Source organism: Pseudomonas sp. BW7P1, assembly GCF_024981055.1.
Lineage (GTDB): Bacteria > Pseudomonadota > Gammaproteobacteria > Pseudomonadales > Pseudomonadaceae > Aquipseudomonas > Aquipseudomonas bananamidigenes.
Map to the genome: position 1 here is coordinate 5,845,049 of NZ_CP103374.1, position 18,301 is coordinate 5,863,349.

Consider the following 18,301-nt stretch of genomic DNA (forward strand, 5'->3'; position numbering starts at 1 on the left):
CACAGCGCTTAGCAGCAGATTACACAAAGATGTCGGCACCGCCAGAAGGGAATGATGGCATTTTGGCCTATGTCACAGATTTCTCAGCCATACAGACATATTTCGACGTGGCGCTTAGTATCGGGTGACGACGTTCAAGGAATCGGAAGATGACAATCGAGTGGGTCTGCAAACATCACAGCGATCTGGGGCTGGAACAGCTGTACGCCCTTTTGAAATTGCGCTCGGAAGTGTTCGTGGTCGAACAGCGCTGCGCCTACCTGGACCCCGACGGCCAGGATCTGGACGGTGATACCTGCCATTTGATGGGCTGGGACGGTGATCAACTGGTGGCGTATCTGCGTCTGCTGGACCCGCAATCCCAGGGCGGCGACGTGGTGATCGGCCGAGTGCTGACGGCGCCGGCCGGACGCGGCAAGGGTCTGGGTCACAAGATGATGGAACAGGCGCTGAAACAGGCCGAGAAGCGCTGGCCTGAAGTGCCGATCTATCTGTCGGCCCAGGCGCACTTGCAGGGATACTACGGGCGGTACGGGTTTGTGGTGGCGGGTGAGGAATATCTGGAGGATGACATTCCGCATATTGGTATGCGGCGTTCCTGAAGGCCCCATCGCGAGCAGGCTCGCTCCCACATTTGATTGCATTCCGACTGAAGGAATCGTGTCTTTTGTGGGAGCGAGCCTGCTCGCGATGGCGCCAGCCAAAGCACTGCAAGACTCAGGGATACTCAAGCACAGCCTTGATCTGCCGCAAATTGCGCTCGATCCACCCCCGATCAATCGCCCCCCACTCGCGAATCCGGTAGCGCCCCGTATGGTTGCGCGCGCCTTCTTGCTGTTCGAACTCGCAGACGATATCCAGATCCGCCAGCGCCGCAATGGTGTCCTGCGCCGTGCGCCGGGGCATGCCGGTGACGTCGGTCAGCGCCGGCACGCTGCTGGCCAGGCCGCTGTCGATCAGGTACGCCACGTACAGGCGCCGATAGAAACTGCTCTTGGTCTTGCTCACGTCCATGCCTGCGCTCCGTTTCTTTATTTTTTATTGCATGTCCCGCCACGTCAGGTACACCCGCAGATCGAACTCGATCTGGTGATAGCCCGGCAGCATGTGCTCACATAATTTATAGAACGCCTTGTTGTGGTCCGACTCCTTGAAGTGCGCCAGTTCGTGCACGACGATCATCTTCAGGAACTCCGGCGCGGCCTCCTTGAACAACGAGGCGATGCGAATTTCTTTCTTTGCCTTGAGTTTGCCGCCCTGCACCCGTGACACCGTGGTGTGCAGGCCGAGTGCGCGATGGGTCAGGTCGAGGCGGTTGTCGAACAAGACCTTGTCGATAGCCGGCGCGTTGCGCAGGAATTCTTGCTTGAGATCCAGCGCATAGCCATACAACGCCTTGTCGCTCTGCACATCGTGGCGGCCTGGATAGCGTTGATTCAGGTAATCGCCGAGGCGGTCTTCGGCAATCAATCGGCGCACCTGATCCTGCAATGGCGCGGGATAGGCCTGGAGGTATTTCAACGCAGTCATGGGCGGCACGGGTCATGAAAAGGCCGCCAGTGTAGCGAATTCAACCGGCCAGCGCGCTCCAGTCGAAAGGCTCGGCAAACCGCGAGGTGTCCTCGGCGACCAACGGCCGCGCCACCAGGAACCCCTGCACATATTCACAGCCGTGGGCTTGCAGCCATTGGTATTGCTCGAGGGTTTCCACGCCTTCGGCGATCACCAGCAAGCCGTATTCCTTGCCCAGCGCGATAACACTGCGCACCAGCGAAGCGTCCCGGGTCGAGTCGGGCAATCGGGCGATCAAGTGGCGATCGAGCTTGAGCGTGTCCAGATCCAGGTCCCGCAAATGCGAGAGCGAGCACGAGCCGGAACCGAAATCGTCCAGCGCCACCCGCACCCCGAGATTGCGCAGCAGCTTCAGTTGTTTGCGGGTTTCGTCCGGATTGACCGTCAAGGCCTCTTCCGTGACCTCCACTTCCATCTGCTGCGGCTGCAAGCCGTGACGTTCCAGCACCTGGCGCAATTCGGTCACCAGATTCGGCAGGCCGAACTGGGTGTTGCTCAGGCTCACGCCGATCACCAGATCCTGGTCGAACTCCGCCTCCCAGGCCTTACGCTGCCCGGCGCTGCGATGATAGATCCAGCTGCCGAGCCGACTGATCAACGTGGCCTCTTCCAACAACGGCAGGAACAACCCCGGCGGGACATCGCCGACACTCGGATGCTGCCAGCGCAGCAACGCCTCGAAACCGCGAATCCTGCCGTCGCCAATCGCCACCTGCGGCTGATACACCAGATTGAAATCGCGGTTCTCGATGGCGGTGCGCACGCTTTCTTCCAGCATCAGCCGTGAACGGGCGCGGCCGTTCATTTCATGATCGTAGAAGCGATACTGCTGACGTCCGGCCCGCTTGGCCTCGTACATGGCGATGTCCGAGGCGCGCATCAAGCCATCAAGGTTATTGCCGCAATCCGGGTACGTGGCGATGCCGATACTGGCACCCAGCGCGATATCCAGCCCTTCAATCTGCTGACAGATCGACACCCGTTCGATGAGCTTCTCGGCAATCTTCGCCGCCTGCTCGGGAAACTCCAGGTCCAGCAACGCGGTGAATTCATCACCGCCCATCCGCGCCAGAATGTCGAATGGCCGCAGGCAGGCTTTCAGTTGTTCGGAGACCCAGCGCAACACCCGGTCGCCGGCATCGTGGCCGAGGGAATCGTTGACCCGTTTGAAGCCGTCGAGATCGAGGTACATCAGCACCCAACTGCTGTCTGTGCGCTCACCGCGTAACAGCAGGTTTTCCACCGTCTGGTAGAAGCCGCGACGATTGAGCAACCCGGTCAGCGGATCGGTGACGGCCTGAAACTCTAGCTGTTGATGCAGATGACGCACCACCGACATGTCCAGCACCGTCACCACCATCGCGTGCTGTTCACTCGGCAACGCGGCGCAGGACAGCGCCACCGGCACCTGCTGACCCGGTACGGTTCGCAGCAGCGCGTCATGTAAACGCAGCGTCTCGCCACGTTTGTAACTGGCGTAAAACTCGGAATCAGCCCACAGCGGAATGTGCGGCTTCTGCAGGAAATCGAGAAATTCCTGACCTTCCAGCTCCTTCACCGGCGCATTCAACAAACGGGAAATCGCCGGGTTGGCGAAGCGGATCAAGCCATCCTCGGCCAGCACCAGAATGCCTTCAGCGGCGTTATCCAGCACTGAAGCATTGAAGGCCCGCGCCGACTCCAGGTCCTGACTCAAACGCTGCAGCGCCCGGCGATTGCGCTGGTGCTCCAGCAACGCCTGGACTTTCGGCTTGAGGATTTGCGGGTCGAACGGTTTGAACAGGTAATCCACCGCGCCACTGGCATAGCCCTTGATCACGGCGTCCTGGGACTGCTCGTTGGCGGTGAGAAAAATGATGGGCGTAAGCCGTGTTCGCTGGCTGCCGCGCATCAGGCGCGCGACTTCGAAACCGTCCATGCCCGGCATCTGTACATCCAGCAGCACCAGGTCGATGTCGTGTTCGAGCAAAAGGTTGAGCGCTTCGAAACCGGAAGCGGCGGTCATGACCTGCCAGTCCTGACGCTGCAGCAAGGCGCGCATGCTGATCAGGTTTTCAGGGTAATCATCAACGATCAAAAGGACGGAGCTGCCTTCACCTGGCTGGGTTTGCGCGCATTCCATGCTGCTTCTCTTGTCGGGACATCCTAACGGGACGCGGCCGGTTTCTCGTGAAAACCGTACTCTTGCTGAGCCTTCACTCTAGTCCGGGATATGCAAAAGCAGTAGCTGTCATCAAGCCATCATGTAATCAAACTCATGAGTAGCCGACTAACGGTCACCCCTGCAGCCCAAGGAAACCGGGAAACATGGCATTTCGACAGGATGTTGGCGCCAATCATCCGCCAGACGGCCGTTAACAAAAAATCCCTCTACGCTTATAAAGGCCGCCCCCAAGAGGCGCGGGCCAGAGCGTCTCGCACGTGCGTGCAGCAAAAACAGAGTGGAAGAACCGACATGATCGACCTCGCAACCTGGAACCTCAGCGTTCCCGTTGGCAGCCCGCCGCAAACCGTCGAAACCTCCCGGCTGGTGAACGGCTTCAAGGATCAGTACTTCCATTCCGACACCGGCACCCTGTTTTTCTGGTCCCCGGTGACCGGTTCGAAAACCGAAAACGCCATCTACCCGCGCACCGAACTGCGCGAAACCTACAGCAACGGCACGTTGCGCAACTGGTACTACCCGGACGCCGACAACCTGCTGCGCGCGACCCTCGCGGTCAACAAGGTGCCCAGCTCCGGCAAGATCGTCATCGGCCAGATCCACGCCTATGAAAGCCAGAAGCCGCTGGTGAAACTGGAGTATCAATACAAGAGCAAACTGGAGTCCGGCAACCTGGTGATCAAGGTGCGGATGCACCCGGATGATGACGAAGGCCGGGTGATTACCCTGGCGACCGGGATCAAACTGGATCGCGAGTTCAACTACCTCATTCACCTGAGCCCCGGTGGCGCGCTGGGCATCAGCGCAGCCGGGTACCAGTGGGATTCGCAGATCAGCGCGACCTGGCGCAACAGGCCGCTGTATTTCAAGGCCGGCGTGTATGTGCAGGACAACACCGGGTACACCAGCGAGGGTGGGCAGGTGACGTTCTCAAAACTGGACATTGACCACAACAAATAACCTGTGGGAGCTGCGGTGCGACGATTCGACTTGCCAGCGATGGCGGCTGCGGCAGCGCTGATATTTAAACGGTTATGTTTAAACCAGCCCGGCGCAACGTCCCGAAGCCTACAACGGCTTGCGTCGCGGCCTACCGCTGCGCCAGAATCCGCCGGCTTGTGCGCCTGGAGGGCCATCGGTAACTTGATTCGGGTCACTGATTCGCAGTGATCGGGTTTAGTAGCCCGTGGTGTTTTCAGTCAGGTGCAACACGCTGTCCATCAGACATTCCAGTCTGACTGTGATGGTGGCTGTGCGCAGGGCGCTTCGGCGCGCCGGTCAATGCTGAATACTCCCCGGTCTACTAACCTGCGCACAGCTGCCACCCTTCTTTTAGTAGGGAAGGACCGGCAGCTCCTTACAGGAGTTTTCAGCATATGTTCAAACCTACGCCTAACCCGCCAGAAACCGATCCGGCCTCCCCCTACGATCCCCTCGACCCCAAAAAACTCAACGAAGCCGCCGAACGCGCCCTCGACCACTACCTCTGCCCCGGCGCCCGCGTCATGGCCACGGTCAACGAACCCGCCCCCATGTTCCTCGCCAACCCCGCCTACAACACCGAATCCCTGCTGGCCAACGCCAGCGAAACCCTCGGCTCCGCCAGCGAAATGCTCAACAACTTCGCCGCGATTCTCCCGCCCTCCCACCGCAAGACCGCGCTGGGCATCGCGCAAGTGGTGATGCTGGGGGAATTGGCGGTGAGTCAGGCGTTGGATCACGTCGAGCCAAAAATGTAATCACTGAACGGCAAGCGAGAAACCAAAGAACCCACCCATGGCGGGTTCTTTGGTTGATCCCATTGTTTGAACCATTTCTTATCAAAAAATGTGAAAAGCCGCCCGCTCAATCCTGTTTCGATATTGCCGAACTGAATAACGCGCAATTCAAAAAATTATAAAAAACTGTCAACTTTGACAGTTTTCAGTTAACAAAAAAAATTCAATCTTATGCAACACCCCTCCAGGAGATTGAAAAAATGAGTGACTCACAGATTCAGCCAAAAATCTATTATACGGTTGACGCCCCAATCAGTGCCGTGGTTTCAGAAAATGGAAGATTAAAAGTTGTGGACGGTGAAATCGAGTCCATTGATGGGCAACAACGACTTGTAGTGATAAGGGATACTACAAACATTAAAAAAACAGTGAAAATCGAAAACATAAAAAAATTGAATCTTGATGAAAAATTTTATGATAAGGCTCTTATAGTCAGCAAATTCCACAACAATGGAAGTGGATATTTTACAATACACGACCCGAATGATACGGGGAACGACCTGTCAAAACCGCCCCAACAACCCCAACAACCCCAACAACCCCAAAACCCCGTATTTCCATCTTTAGGATCTTTGATCACTATTGATCCTTACGGTACAGCCTTTATCGATGCAAACTATATAATATATGGATTAGTCCCATCCATTAGAGGAGGCGGAAGTACCTATCAGGCTCCTGCAGATATTAGGCCTGTTAAGAAGGACCAAATACTTCCACCTCCTACTCACATCTTAATTGATTTAACATCCACACAAGAATAACAACCCAACAGCATGAAAGGTGAACGTCATGGCAACTCCCAGCACCCCTCCTCCATTCTTCATTGCGCAAGCTTTGCAATCTCCTGAGCTTCTTCCCCCTGGAACGCCGGGAGCCAACGGAAATATTCTGCCGGCCGGTTTTCAAAGAAATCTCGGCCCCTATAAAAAGGCTTCGGGAACACGCTTCATTTTTCCACCCACACCAAACGTTGTTCCTGGCAGCCTCCTCACAATATATGCAGACCTCGTCATGTTACCTAATGGCCAACCTTACAGCCCGTCACAGCCAACAATTACATTTGCTCCGGTGACGATCACCTCCCCGAACTCTGCAACTATGTTTAACCTGCCATATGAAGATACCAAAAATAATATCCAGGGTTTTAGAAACGATCCTGGCTATGAAATCTGGGCAGAAATATCGCTTGCAAACGTGGTTTACGCGGTCACTCGTTCTTGCTACGCATTCTGGTGTTAGGTTCTGTACGCCCCCGATAAGGACCCGATAGACGATAAGCAAAGTACGATAAGGGGACGGATGTATTTATTGAAATAATGTAATCTCTGCAAGCGAGAAACCAAAAAACCCACCCATGGTGGGTTCTTTGGTTGATCCCATTGCTTGAACCATTTCTTATCAAAAAATGTGAAAAGCCACCCACCCAATCCTGTTTCGATATTGCCGGACTGAATAACACCCAATTCAAAAAATCATAAAAAACTGTCAACTCTGACAGTTTCAGTTAACAAGAAAAAATTCAATCTTATGCAACACCCCTCCAGGAGATTGAAAAAATGAGTGACTCACAGATTCAGCCAAAAATCTATTATACGGTTGGCGCCCCATTCAGTGGCGTGATATCAGAAAATGGAATATTAAAAGTTGTGGAGGGTGAAATCGAGTTCATTGATGAGCAACAACGAACTGTAATGCTAAGATTAGATACTACAAACATTAGAAAAACAGTGAACATCGAAAACATAAAAGTAGCGGTGCTTGGTGCAGGCGCTTTTAGTAATGCTCAGATAGTCAGCAAATTTCAAAAAGATGCAAATGGAGGTTATACAATACCCAACCTGGTTGATCTGTTGAACTTCCCGCCACCCCAACTATCCCATTTACCCGAAACCCCTGTAGTTCGATCTTTAGAATCTTCGCTCGCTAATCCTGACGTTGAATACTATCTAATCGATGGAAACGATATAATATTTAGTTTAGACCCATTCATTAGAATCGGACATTTCTATCAGGCTCCTACAACTATTAGATCTTTTAAGAAGGACCTAGAACTTTCATCTCCCGCTTGCATCTTAATTGATTTAACATCCACACAAGAATAACAACCCAACAGCATGAAAGGTGAACGTCATGGCAACTCCCACCACCCCTCCTCCATTCTTCATTGCGCCAGCTTTGCAATCTCCTGATTTTCTTGCCGCTGGAACGCCGGGAGCCAACGGAAATATTCTGCCAGCTGGTTTTCAGAGAAATCCCGGCCCTTATAAAAAGGCTTCGGGAACACGCTTCATTTTTCCACCCACACCAAACGTTGTTCCTGGCAGCCTCCTCACAATATATGCAGACCTCGTCATGGCACCTAATGGCCAACCTTATAGCCCGTCACCGCCAACAATTATATTTGCACCGGTGACGATCACCTCCCCGAACTCTGCAACTGTGTTTAGCCTGCCATATAGAGATAACAATACTCAAACGGAGGGTTTTGGAAACGATCCTGGTTATGAAATCTGGGCAGAAATATCGCTTGCAAACGTGGTTTACGCGGTCACTCGTTCTTTCTATGGCTTCTGGTTTCCCTAGGTTCTGTACGCCCTCCTTCGATAAGGACCCGATAGACGACAAGCAAAGATACGATAAGAGGACGGATGTATTTATTGAAAAATGTAATCACTGATCTGCAAGCGAGAAACCAAAGAACCCACCCATGGCGGATTCTTTGGTTGACCCCATTGCTTGAACCATTTCTTATCAAAAAATGTGAAAAGCCACCCACTCAATCCTGTTTCGATATTGCAGGACTGAATAACGCGCAATTCAAAAAATCATAAAAAACTGTCAACTCTGACAGTTTTCAGTTAACAAAAAAAATTCAATCTTATGCAACACCCCTCCAGGAGATTGAAAAAATGAGTGACTCACAGATTCAGCCAAAAATCATTTGTATGCCTGGCGCCAGAATCGTTGTCGCGGTATCAGAAAATAACAAATTAAAAGTACGGAAAGGTAAAATCGAGTCCGTTGAAGAGGAACTACAAACTATAAATATAACTTCAGCCACTACAAACATTACAAACACAGTAAAGATCGAAAACATAAAACAAGTGATGCTTGATGCAAGCTCTCTTGATGATGCTCGTATAGTCAGAAAATTTCAAAAAGATGAAAAAGGATATTATAAAATTCCCGGCCCGGCTGATCTGAGTAACGTCCTGCAAGAATCGCTCCGACTAAACCAACTACCCAACCCCCTCCTATCTCAACTATACGGATCGGACGATGATGTTGATATTCAAGAATTTTCAGTTGTGCCCGTTGGAGTACCAAGCTTTGCAAGCGAATTCACACCCATTCAGACTACTAAACTGTTAATTCTCTTAGAAAAACCTGACACTTCTACCCTCCCTGAAAAAATGAGCGACTCAAACATTCAGCCAAAAATTATTTGTATGCCTGGCGCCAAAATCGTTGTCGTGGTATCAGAAAATAACAAATCAAAAGTACTGGAAGGTAAAATCGAGTCCGCTGAAGAGAAACTACAAACTATAAAGATAACTTCACCGACTACAAACATTACAAACACAGTGAAGATCGAAAACATAAAAAAATTGAGTATTGATGAAGAAATTTATAGTAGCCTTACTATAGTCGGCGAACCTCATGAAGATTATTATTCAATACACGACCCGGATAATCCGGGGAACGTCCTGCTAAATCCGCACCATTCCTCAGACTTTCCGATCCTTATTAATCCTGACAACATACACTTTTTAACCGAAGGCAGATCCCTTACAAGCGAATTTAGTCTCATTCGGACTGCTAAACTGTTCATTCTCTTAGAAGGAACTAAAACTTCTACCCTCACCTAATCAAAGGGGACAATCAAGCAGCAGCCGCTGTTTAGTAAATATATCCGTTCTCTTCTCGCCGTTTGCTCTGGCTTTTGGATAGCCTCATGACCCGAGAATATCGTCGCCCATAAAAAATCCGCCTCTCGGCGGATTTTTCATTCAATCGGCTAAACACCCAGTTTCAATTGACCTTGGCGTTCAACTCACCCTTCAGATAACGCTGATACATGTTTTCCAGCGAGATCGGCTTGATCTTCGAAGCGTTGCCAGCAGTGCCGAACGCTTCGTAACGAGCGATACAGACATCGCGCATTGCTTTTACGGTTTCCCCAAAGAACTTACGCGGGTCGAATTCGCTCGGGTTGGTGGCCATCAGGCGACGCATGGCGCCGGTGGATGCCAGACGCAGGTCGGTGTCGATGTTGACCTTGCGCACGCCGTGCTTGATGCCTTCGACGATTTCTTCAACCGGTACGCCGTAGGTTTCTTTGATGTCGCCGCCGTACTGGTTGATGATCGCCAGCCACTCTTGTGGAACCGACGAGGAACCGTGCATCACCAGGTGGGTGTTCGGGATGCGTTTGTGGATTTCCTTGATGCGGTCGATGGCCAGCACGTCGCCGGTAGGCGGCTTGGTGAACTTGTAGGCGCCGTGGCTGGTGCCGATGGCGATGGCCAGGGCGTCGACCTGAGTCTTTTTGACGAAGTCAGCAGCTTCTTCCGGGTCGGTCAGCATCTGGCTGTGATCCAGAACGCCTTCGGCGCCGATGCCGTCTTCTTCACCGGCCATGCCGGTTTCCAGGGAACCCAGGCAGCCCAGCTCGCCTTCAACCGATACGCCGCAGGCGTGAGCCATGGCCACGGTTTGCTGGGTCACGCGGACGTTGTATTCGTAGTCGGTCGGGGTCTTGCCGTCTTCGCCGAGGGAGCCGTCCATCATCACCGAGCTGAAGCCCAGTTGAATGGAACGCTGGCAGACGTCAGGGCTGGTGCCGTGGTCCTGGTGCATGCACACCGGGATGTGCGGGAATTCTTCGATCGCCGCCAGGATCAGGTGACGCAGGAACGGGGCACCGGCGTATTTGCGGGCACCGGCCGAAGCCTGGACGATCACCGGGGAGTCCGTCTTGTCAGCGGCTTCCATGATGGCGCGCATCTGCTCAAGGTTGTTGACGTTGAAGGCTGGAACGCCGTAACCGAACTCGGCTGCGTGGTCCAGCATCTGGCGCATGCTGATAAGTGCCATTGTGTGTCTCTCTCCCGGTTTGGGTCGTTAATCGTGCCAGCCTGCCGGAGCGGCGGCGGCTATTCAAGTGATTGCAGATCGGGGGTTGAGGCCCGGTCTGGTGATTCGATACAGCAAATTCTGTTTTATTCGGCTTTGCAGCCCCGGCCGATCAGATCATTGGTGGCGACCCAGTAGACCAGGCCTTCATTACCCTTGATGTGAAACGCCAGCATGTTGTCGCTGTACAAAGCGCCCGAGGCGCCCGGCTCTTCTTTCAGGCGATAGACCTGATCGCCACCGCCCAGCCGTACATCGACTTCCTTCTGGCCGGCGTCGGTGTAGCGCCACAGCACCTTGGCCTGGCTGTCGCAGGTCCAGGTGGTCCAGTTGTCCACAGGGGCGGACGACTGGAACGGGTTCCACTGCGCGCAACCACCCAACAATCCCAGCGCCGCAACGGCGATCAAGCCTTTCATCCGTGTTCCTCAACCGGCAGCACACGCCGCCGGCCCTGAGTTAAAGAGTCAGACCGGTCAAGGGCAACCATGTTCCTTGGCCGGGGTTTGCGTCTCGTATTTGTCCAGGCCTTCCGGCCCCGAGCGCTTGTTCAGCACCGGGTTGGTTTCGGCCTGCCAGTCGGCCTGGTAGCAGCCTTTACGGTCCTCGCCGGGTGCCGGCTCGGGCGCAGCCTTCGGATGACTCCCGCAGGCTGCCAATGTACCGGTCAGCAACAACAGCGCTAGCGACTTGACCATCTGAACACTCCTTTGCCTGGCCAAACGGGCGGCCTCAGGCCTTGGCCCGGCTTTCCAGGACCTCAACGGCCGGCAGCACCTTGCCTTCGACGAATTCGAGGAACGCGCCACCGCCGGTGGAAATGTAGGAGATCTTTTCAGCCACGCCATATTTATCGATGGCCGCCAGGGTGTCGCCACCGCCGGCAATCGAGAACGCTGCGCTTTCGGCGATGGCCTCGGCCAGCACTTTGGTGCCGTTGCCGAACTGGTCGAACTCGAACACACCGACCGGGCCGTTCCACAGGATGGTTTTCGAAGATTTCAGCAGCTCGGCGAAGTTGGCCGCGGTTTGCGGGCCGATGTCGAGGATCATGTCGTCAGTTGCCACATCACCGATCAGTTTCACGGTCGCTGCAGCACTTTCGGCGAATTCCTTGGCAACCACCACGTCCACCGGCAGCGGCACGCTGACCTTGGCGGCGATGGCGCGGGCGGTGTCCAGCAGGTCCGGCTCGTACAGCGACTTGCCGACCGGGTGACCGGCTGCCGCGAGGAAAGTGTTGGCGATGCCGCCGCCGACGATCAGTTGATCGCAGATCTGGCTCAGGCTGTTCAGCACGTCGAGTTTGGTCGAGACCTTGGAACCGGCAACGATGGCCGCCATCGGTTTGGCCGGGTTGCCCAGGGCCTTGCCCAGTGCATCCAGCTCAGCGGCCAGCAGCGGGCCGGCAGCGGCCACTTTGGCGAACTTGGCCACACCGTGGGTCGAACCTTCGGCGCGGTGAGCAGTACCGAAAGCGTCCATCACGAACACGTCGCACAGGGCGGCGTATTGCCGGGCCAGTTCGTCGGCGTTCTTTTTCTCGCCCTTGTTGAAGCGCACGTTTTCGAACAGCACGATGTCGCCGGCCTTGACGTCAACGCCGCCCAGGTAGTCAGCCACCAGCGGCACTTCGCGGCCCAGGGCCTTGCTCAGGTAGTCGGCGACTGGCTTGAGGCTGTTTTCGGCGGAGAACTCGCCTTCGGTCGGACGACCCAGGTGCGAGCAGACCATCACCGCTGCGCCTTTTTCCAGGGCCAGCTTGATGGTCGGCAGCGAAGCCAGGATACGCGCATCGCTGGTGACAACACCGTCCTTGACTGGGACGTTGAGGTCTTCGCGGATCAATACGCGCTTACCTTGCAGATCGAGGTCGGACATCTTCAACACGGTCATGGGTCGCACTTCCTACGGTTTTTTTGAAGTCGCTGTCTGCAGATAGTGTTCTGCAACATCCAGCATTCGGTTGGCAAAACCCCATTCGTTGTCGAACCAGGCCAGGATGTTCACCAGCCGTGGGCCGGAAACGCGGGTCTGACTGGCATCGACGATGGCCGAATGTGGGTCATGGTTGAAATCACAGCTTGCGTGAGGCAGTTCGGTGTAGGCCAAAAGACCTTTGAGCGGGCCGCTGGTGGCGGCGTCGCGCAGGATCCGGTTGACCTCATCGGCGTCGGTGTCACTCGCAGTCTGCATCGTGATGTCGAGGCAGGACACGTTGACCGTCGGCACGCGTACGGCTTTGGCCTGGATTCGCCCGGCAAGTTCCGGCAGCAGGCGCTCGATGCCCCGCGCCAGACCGGTGGACACCGGGATCACCGACTGGAACGCCGAACGGGTGCGGCGCAAGTCTTCGTGGTGATAGGCGTCGATGACCGGCTGATCGTTCATCGCCGAGTGGATCGTGGTGATCGACACGAATTCCAGGCCGATCGCCTTGTCCAGCAGACGCAGCAGCGGCACGCCGCAGTTGGTGGTGCAGGAAGCGTTGGACACCAGCAACTCTTCGCCGGTCAGGCAATCCTGATTGACGCCGTAAACGATGGTGGCGTCGACATCCGCCTCGCTGGCCATCGGCTGCGAGAACAGCACACGCGGCGCGCCAGCGTCGAGGAAACGCTGGCCGTCTTCACGGGTGTGCCAGGCGCCGGAGCATTCGAGCACCAGATCGACGCCCAGCGACGCCCAATCGATGCCTTCAGGGGTGGCACTGCGCAGGACTTTCACGCAGTTGCCATTGATATGCAGACAATCGCCGTCGACCTTCACTTCGCCGGGGAACCGACCGTGAGTGGAGTCGAAGCGTGTCAGGTATTCGATGCTGGCCATGTCGGCCAGATCGTTGATCGCGACAATCTCGAAGCCAGCCTTCTCGCCTCGCTCGAACAACGCACGCAAGACGCAACGACCAATCCGGCCGTAGCCGTTGAGTGCAACTTTGTAGGGACGCGGTTGAGGCATGGGGTTCTCGATTACCGTGGTGTATCAGTCAGAGCGATGTTGCCCGACCGACCGCCATCGCGGGCAAGCCCGCTCCCACAAGGATCTACATCGCCCATGTGGGAGCGGGCTTGCCCGCGATGGTGTCAGTTAAGACGACACCTGATCTGTATCAGTCTTCCAGCAGCTCTTCAGCCTGACCCAGGATGTTTTCCAGGGTGAAGCCGAACGCTTCGAACAGTGCCGAAGCCGGAGCCGATTCGCCGTAGGTGGTCATGCCGATCACGCGACCTTCCAGACCCACGTACTTGAACCAGAAGTCGGCGTGAGCCGCTTCGATCGCGATACGCGCACCGACCTGCAACGGCAGGACCGATTGCTTGTAGCTGGCGTCCTGGGCATCGAACACGCTGGTGCATGGCATGGAAACCACGCGCACCTTGCGGCCCTGTGCGGTCAGTTTGTCGAAGGCCTGAACGGCCAGACCGACTTCCGAACCGGTGGCGATCAGAATCAGCTCAGGCTCGCCCGCGCAGTCCTTCAGCACGTAGCCACCACGGCTGATGTCGGCGATCTGGCCGGCGTCGCGGGTCTGATGCTGCAGGTTCTGACGGGAGAAGATCAGCGCCGACGGGCCGTCCTTGCGCTCCAGGGCATTTTTCCAGGCCACCGCCGATTCAACGGCATCGGCCGGACGCCAGGTGTCGAGGTTCGGCGTGCTGCGCAGGCTGGTCAGTTGCTCGATCGGCTGGTGCGTCGGGCCGTCTTCGCCCAGACCGATGGAGTCGTGGGTGTAGACGTGGATCACGCGCTGCTTCATCAGGGCGGACATGCGCACAGCATTGCGGGCGTATTCCATGAACATCAGGAAGGTCGCGCCGTAAGGCACCAGACCGCCGTGCAGGGCGACGCCGTTCATGATGGCGGTCATGCCGAACTCACGCACGCCGTAGTACATGTAGTTGCCGCTGGCGTCCTCGGCGCTGACGCCTTTGCAACCTTTCCACAGGGTCAGGTTGGAACCGGCCAGGTCCGCCGAGCCGCCCAGCATTTCCGGCAGCAGCGGACCGAACGCGTTCAGGGTGTTCTGGCTGGCTTTACGGCTGGCGATGGTTTCGCCCTTGGTCGCGACGTCCGCGATGTAGGCATCGGCCTTTTCGGAGAAATCGGCCGGCAACTCGCCGCTCAGGCGACGGATCAGTTCGTTGGCTTCGGTCGGGAATGCGACGGAGTAGGCAGCGAAACGCTGATCCCACTCGGCTTCGACCGCACGGCCCTTTTCCTTGGCATCCCATTCGGCGTAGATGTCGGCCGGGATTTCGAACGGACCGTGGTTCCAGTTCAGCGCCTGACGGGTCAGGGCGATCTCCGCGTCACCCAGCGGGGCGCCGTGGCAATCTTCCTTGCCCTGCTTGTTCGGCGAACCGAAACCGATGGTGGTCTTGCAGCAGATCAGGGTCGGCAGCGGGCTCTTGCGAGCGGTCTCGATGGCGGTCTTGATCTCTTCCGGATCGTGACCGTCGACGTTGCGGATCACCTGCCAGTTGTAGGATTCGAAACGCTTCGGCGTGTCATCGGTGAACCAGCCTTCGACTTCGCCGTCGATGGAAATGCCGTTGTCATCGTAGAAGGCGATCAGCTTGCCCAGGCCCAAAGTGCCGGCCAGGGAAGCGACTTCGTGGGAAATGCCTTCCATCATGCAGCCATCACCCAGGAACACGTAGGTGTGGTGGTCGACGATGTTGTGGCCGGGACGGTTGAACTGCGCGCCCAGGACCTTTTCAGCCAGGGCGAAGCCCACGGCGTTGGCCAGGCCCTGACCCAGCGGGCCGGTGGTGGTTTCAACGCCCGGGGTGTAACCGAATTCCGGGTGGCCCGGGGTACGGCTGTGCAGTTGACGGAACTGCTTCAGGTCGTCGATCGACAGGTCGTAACCGGTCAGGTGCAGCAGCGAGTAGATCAACATCGAGCCGTGACCGTTGGACAGCACGAAGCGGTCACGGTCGGCGAACGATGGATTGCTCGGGTTGTGCTTGAGGTAGTCGCGCCAAAGCACTTCGGCGATATCTGCCATACCCATGGGGGCACCGGGATGGCCGCTGTTGGCTTTTTGCACGGCATCCATGCTGAGGGCACGAATGGCGTTGGCACGCTCACGACGGCTAGGCATCGCTGATCTCCTGGGTGTGAATGGATTGAAACGGAAAAAAGGAGGGCATTTTCCCTCACCCGAGCGCCTCGGGGCAATGACAGATAGTCATCCGGAGGCGTTTTTCCCATGGATAACATCGGTTTCGGTTGATGAAACCTTTCCGCTGTTCGTTTGTAGAGCTGACCGGTCCGTGAGAAGTGCCATCCATCGAGCAATATCAAAACTTTTTGATATTGCCCTTGCGGTGTTTTTCGGCCATCACTAGACTGCGGCCCTATGAATTTACGTGTGCCTTCCATTCGCCATGACGATTGCGACGAGCTGGCGGCCCTGTGCAAGGCCGGCGGCGATCCGCTGCGGCTGAATGTATTGCGCGCCCTGGCCAACGATTCGTTCGGCGTACTGGAGCTGGCACAGATTTTCGGTATCGGTCAGTCCGGCATGAGCCACCACCTGAAGGTGCTGGCACAGGCGGATCTGGTGGCCACCCGCCGCGAAGGCAACGCGATTTTCTATCGCCGCGCCCTGCCCCATACCGAGCTGCTGGGCGGCAAGTTGCACAGCGCCCTGTTAGAAGAAGTCGACAATCTGGCGCTGCCGGACGATGTGCAGGCACGCATTGGCCAGGTCCACGGACAACGGGCTGCTGCCAGCCAGGACTTTTTCGCCCGGGTCGCGGAAAAATTCCGCGCTCAGCAGGACTTGATTGCCGGACTCCCGCAGTACCGTGACAGCGTGCTGGCCCTGCTCGACAAACTGAATTTCGATGGTGCAGCCTCGGCCATCGAAGTCGGCCCCGGCGATGGAGCATTCCTGCCGGAACTGGCACGCCGCTTCGGCACCGTAACCGCACTGGACAACAGCGCGGCGATGCTCGAACTGGCGCGACAGGTGTGTGAACGTGAAAAGCTGACTAACGTCAGCCTGCGATTGGCCGATGCATTGAATGGCACAAGCCTTCAGGCCGATTGCGTGGTATTGAACATGGTGTTGCACCATTTCGCTGCGCCGGCCGAAGCGCTCAAGCACATGGCCGGCCTGCTGCAACCGGGCGGTAGCCTGCTCGTGACAGAGTTATGCAGCCACAACCAGAGTTGGGCCAGGGAGGCCTGCGGTGATCTGTGGTTGGGGTTTGAACAGGACGATCTGGCCCGTTGGGCCACCGCTGCGGGACTCGTTCCCGGGGAAAGCCTCTATGTAGGCTTACGTAATGGTTTCCAGATCCAGGTCCGCCACTTTCAGCGGCCGTCTGGCGACACTCACCATCGGTAAATTCAGGAAAACATCGAGATGAGCGAATACTCCCTCTTCACCTCCGAGTCCGTGTCTGAAGGGCATCCGGACAAAATCGCCGACCAGATTTCCGATGCAGTGCTGGACGCCATCATCGCCCAGGACAAGCACGCACGCGTGGCCGTGGAAACCCTGGTCAAGACTGGCGTGGCCATCGTGGCCGGTGAAGTGACTACCAGCGCATGGGTCGACCTGGAACAGATCGTTCGTGACGTGATCTGCGACATCGGTTACACCAGCTCCGACGTCGGCTTCGACGGCGCTACCTGCGGCGTGATGAACATCATCGGCAAGCAGTCCCCTGACATCAACCAGGGCGTTGACCGTGCCAAGCCTGAAGACCAGGGCGCCGGCGACCAGGGCCTGATGTTCGGCTACGCCAGCAACGAAACCGACGTGCTGATGCCGGCACCGATCACCTTCTCGCACCAGCTGGTACAGCGCCAGGCCGAAGCCCGCAAATCGGGTCTGCTGCCATGGCTGCGTCCGGACGCCAAGTCGCAAGTGACCTGCCGTTACGAAGGCGGCAAGGTTGTCGGCATCGACGCCGTGGTGCTGTCGACCCAGCACAACCCTGAAGTGTCGTACAACGACCTGCGCGAAGGCGTGATGGAGCTGATCGTCAAGCACGTACTGCCTGCAGAACTGCTGAGCAAGGACACCCAGTTCCACATCAACCCGACCGGCCAGTTCATCATCGGCGGCCCGGTAGGCGACTGCGGTCTGACCGGTCGCAAGATCATCGTCGACAGCTACGGCGGCATGGCCCGTCACGGCGGCGGCGCGTTCTCCGGCAAGGACCCATCCAAGGTTGACCGTTCGGCTGCCTACGCCGGCCGTTACGTTGCCAAGAACATCGTGGCTGCCGGCCTGGCCGAGCGTTGCGAGATCCAGGTTTCCTACGCGATCGGTGTGGCCCAGCCTACCTCGATCTCGCTGAACACCTTCGGCACCGGCAAGATCAGCGATGACAAGATCATCAAACTGGTCCGCGAAGTGTTCGACCTGCGTCCATACGCAATCACCACCATGCTCGACCTGCTGCACCCGATGTACCAGGACACCGCAGCCTACGGCCACTTCGGTCGTACTCCGCAGACCAAGACTGTTGGCGAAGACACCTTCTCCACTTTCACCTGGGAAAAAACCGACCGCGCCGACGCCCTGCGTTCGGCAGCCGGCCTGTAAGACTTCCCTGGCGGCACAAAAAGCCCCGCACGGTTCGCGCCGTGCGGGGCTTTTTCATGGCCGCGAAACACCCGGCAA

The 18,301-nt window shown here is 56.6% G+C and carries 19 protein-coding genes; 10 read left to right on the forward strand and 9 right to left on the reverse strand.

Going from position 1 to position 18,301, the window contains the following annotated elements; genetic code table 11:
- Positions 1-149: 149 nt before the first annotated feature.
- Complete coding sequence (locus NWV16_RS26405) at positions 150-602, forward strand: GNAT family N-acetyltransferase (protein WP_260521323.1); 453 nt, start codon at positions 150-152, stop codon at positions 600-602.
- Positions 603-717: 115 nt separating this feature from the next.
- Here NWV16_RS26405 and NWV16_RS26410 read toward each other — a convergent pair whose 3' ends face one another.
- The 3 genes from NWV16_RS26410 to NWV16_RS26420 are packed head-to-tail and all read right to left on the reverse strand — an operon-like array spanning position 718 to position 3,694.
- Positions 718-1,014: a winged helix-turn-helix domain-containing protein gene (locus NWV16_RS26410; RefSeq protein WP_260521324.1), complete on the reverse strand. Its 297-nt coding sequence runs from the start codon at positions 1,012-1,014 to the stop codon at positions 718-720.
- Positions 1,015-1,038: 24 nt separating this feature from the next.
- A complete protein-coding gene (locus tag NWV16_RS26415; protein WP_260521325.1) occupies positions 1,039-1,530 on the reverse strand; it encodes a M48 family metallopeptidase in 492 nt (163 codons plus the stop codon).
- A 40-nt stretch (positions 1,531-1,570) separates the two neighbouring features.
- Complete coding sequence (locus NWV16_RS26420; RefSeq protein ID WP_260521326.1) at positions 1,571-3,694, reverse strand: putative bifunctional diguanylate cyclase/phosphodiesterase; 2,124 nt, start codon at positions 3,692-3,694, stop codon at positions 1,571-1,573.
- 333 nt (positions 3,695-4,027) lie between these two features.
- Here NWV16_RS26420 and NWV16_RS26425 point away from each other — a divergent pair, with 333 nt between their 5' ends.
- The 7 genes from NWV16_RS26425 (at position 4,028) to NWV16_RS26455 (ending at position 9,383) form a co-directional block, all read left to right on the forward strand.
- Positions 4,028-4,696, forward strand: coding sequence for a polysaccharide lyase family 7 protein (locus NWV16_RS26425; RefSeq protein ID WP_260521327.1), 669 nt, complete (start codon positions 4,028-4,030; stop codon positions 4,694-4,696).
- A gap of 416 nt (positions 4,697-5,112) precedes the next feature.
- Positions 5,113-5,475, forward strand: a complete 363-nt coding sequence (locus NWV16_RS26430) for a DUF6124 family protein (protein ID WP_260521328.1) — start codon at positions 5,113-5,115, stop codon at positions 5,473-5,475.
- Positions 5,476-5,714: 239 nt separating this feature from the next.
- Positions 5,715-6,275 (forward strand): hypothetical protein, encoded by a 561-nt coding sequence (locus NWV16_RS26435; RefSeq protein WP_260521329.1) that lies wholly within the window; start codon positions 5,715-5,717, stop codon positions 6,273-6,275.
- 28 nt (positions 6,276-6,303) lie between these two features.
- Positions 6,304-6,753 carry a hypothetical protein gene (locus NWV16_RS26440; protein ID WP_260521330.1) on the forward strand — a complete coding sequence of 150 codons (450 nt, stop codon included), beginning with the start codon at positions 6,304-6,306 and terminating at the stop codon, positions 6,751-6,753.
- Between the two features lie 317 nt (positions 6,754-7,070).
- A complete protein-coding gene (locus NWV16_RS26445; RefSeq protein WP_260521331.1) occupies positions 7,071-7,616 on the forward strand; it encodes a hypothetical protein in 546 nt (181 codons plus the stop codon).
- Between the two features lie 28 nt (positions 7,617-7,644).
- A complete protein-coding gene (locus NWV16_RS26450) occupies positions 7,645-8,097 on the forward strand; it encodes a hypothetical protein (RefSeq protein ID WP_260521332.1) in 453 nt (150 codons plus the stop codon).
- Between the two features lie 326 nt (positions 8,098-8,423).
- Positions 8,424-9,383 carry a hypothetical protein gene (locus NWV16_RS26455; protein ID WP_260521333.1) on the forward strand — a complete coding sequence of 320 codons (960 nt, stop codon included), beginning with the start codon at positions 8,424-8,426 and terminating at the stop codon, positions 9,381-9,383.
- Positions 9,384-9,546: 163 nt separating this feature from the next.
- On the opposite strand, the gene fba is transcribed toward NWV16_RS26455, so the two are convergent.
- The 6 genes from fba to tkt form a co-directional block, all read right to left on the reverse strand.
- Complete coding sequence (fba, locus tag NWV16_RS26460) at positions 9,547-10,611, reverse strand: class II fructose-bisphosphate aldolase (RefSeq protein WP_064380164.1); 1,065 nt, start codon at positions 10,609-10,611, stop codon at positions 9,547-9,549.
- 125 nt (positions 10,612-10,736) lie between these two features.
- Positions 10,737-11,069 carry an MliC family protein gene (locus NWV16_RS26465; protein WP_260521334.1) on the reverse strand — a complete coding sequence of 111 codons (333 nt, stop codon included), beginning with the start codon at positions 11,067-11,069 and terminating at the stop codon, positions 10,737-10,739.
- A gap of 57 nt (positions 11,070-11,126) precedes the next feature.
- Positions 11,127-11,348 carry a hypothetical protein gene (locus tag NWV16_RS26470; protein ID WP_065261798.1) on the reverse strand — a complete coding sequence of 74 codons (222 nt, stop codon included), beginning with the start codon at positions 11,346-11,348 and terminating at the stop codon, positions 11,127-11,129.
- 34 nt (positions 11,349-11,382) lie between these two features.
- Positions 11,383-12,546, reverse strand: coding sequence for a phosphoglycerate kinase (locus NWV16_RS26475; RefSeq protein WP_260521335.1), 1,164 nt, complete (start codon positions 12,544-12,546; stop codon positions 11,383-11,385).
- A 12-nt stretch (positions 12,547-12,558) separates the two neighbouring features.
- Positions 12,559-13,611 carry an erythrose-4-phosphate dehydrogenase gene (gene epd, locus NWV16_RS26480; protein ID WP_260521336.1) on the reverse strand — a complete coding sequence of 351 codons (1,053 nt, stop codon included), beginning with the start codon at positions 13,609-13,611 and terminating at the stop codon, positions 12,559-12,561.
- Positions 13,612-13,762: 151 nt separating this feature from the next.
- A complete protein-coding gene (gene tkt, locus NWV16_RS26485; RefSeq protein WP_260521337.1) occupies positions 13,763-15,760 on the reverse strand; it encodes a transketolase in 1,998 nt (665 codons plus the stop codon).
- Between the two features lie 258 nt (positions 15,761-16,018).
- On the opposite strand from tkt, the gene NWV16_RS26490 reads away from it, so the two are divergent.
- Both NWV16_RS26490 and metK read left to right on the forward strand, forming a co-directional pair.
- Entirely contained in the window at positions 16,019-17,014 is a 996-nt protein-coding gene (locus tag NWV16_RS26490) for a metalloregulator ArsR/SmtB family transcription factor (protein ID WP_260521338.1), read from the forward strand.
- An 18-nt stretch (positions 17,015-17,032) separates the two neighbouring features.
- The gene (gene metK / locus NWV16_RS26495; RefSeq protein ID WP_065261833.1) at positions 17,033-18,223 is read left to right on the forward strand and encodes a methionine adenosyltransferase; all 1,191 of its coding nucleotides are present in this window, start codon (positions 17,033-17,035) and stop codon (positions 18,221-18,223) included.
- Positions 18,224-18,301: the final 78 nt, after the last annotated feature.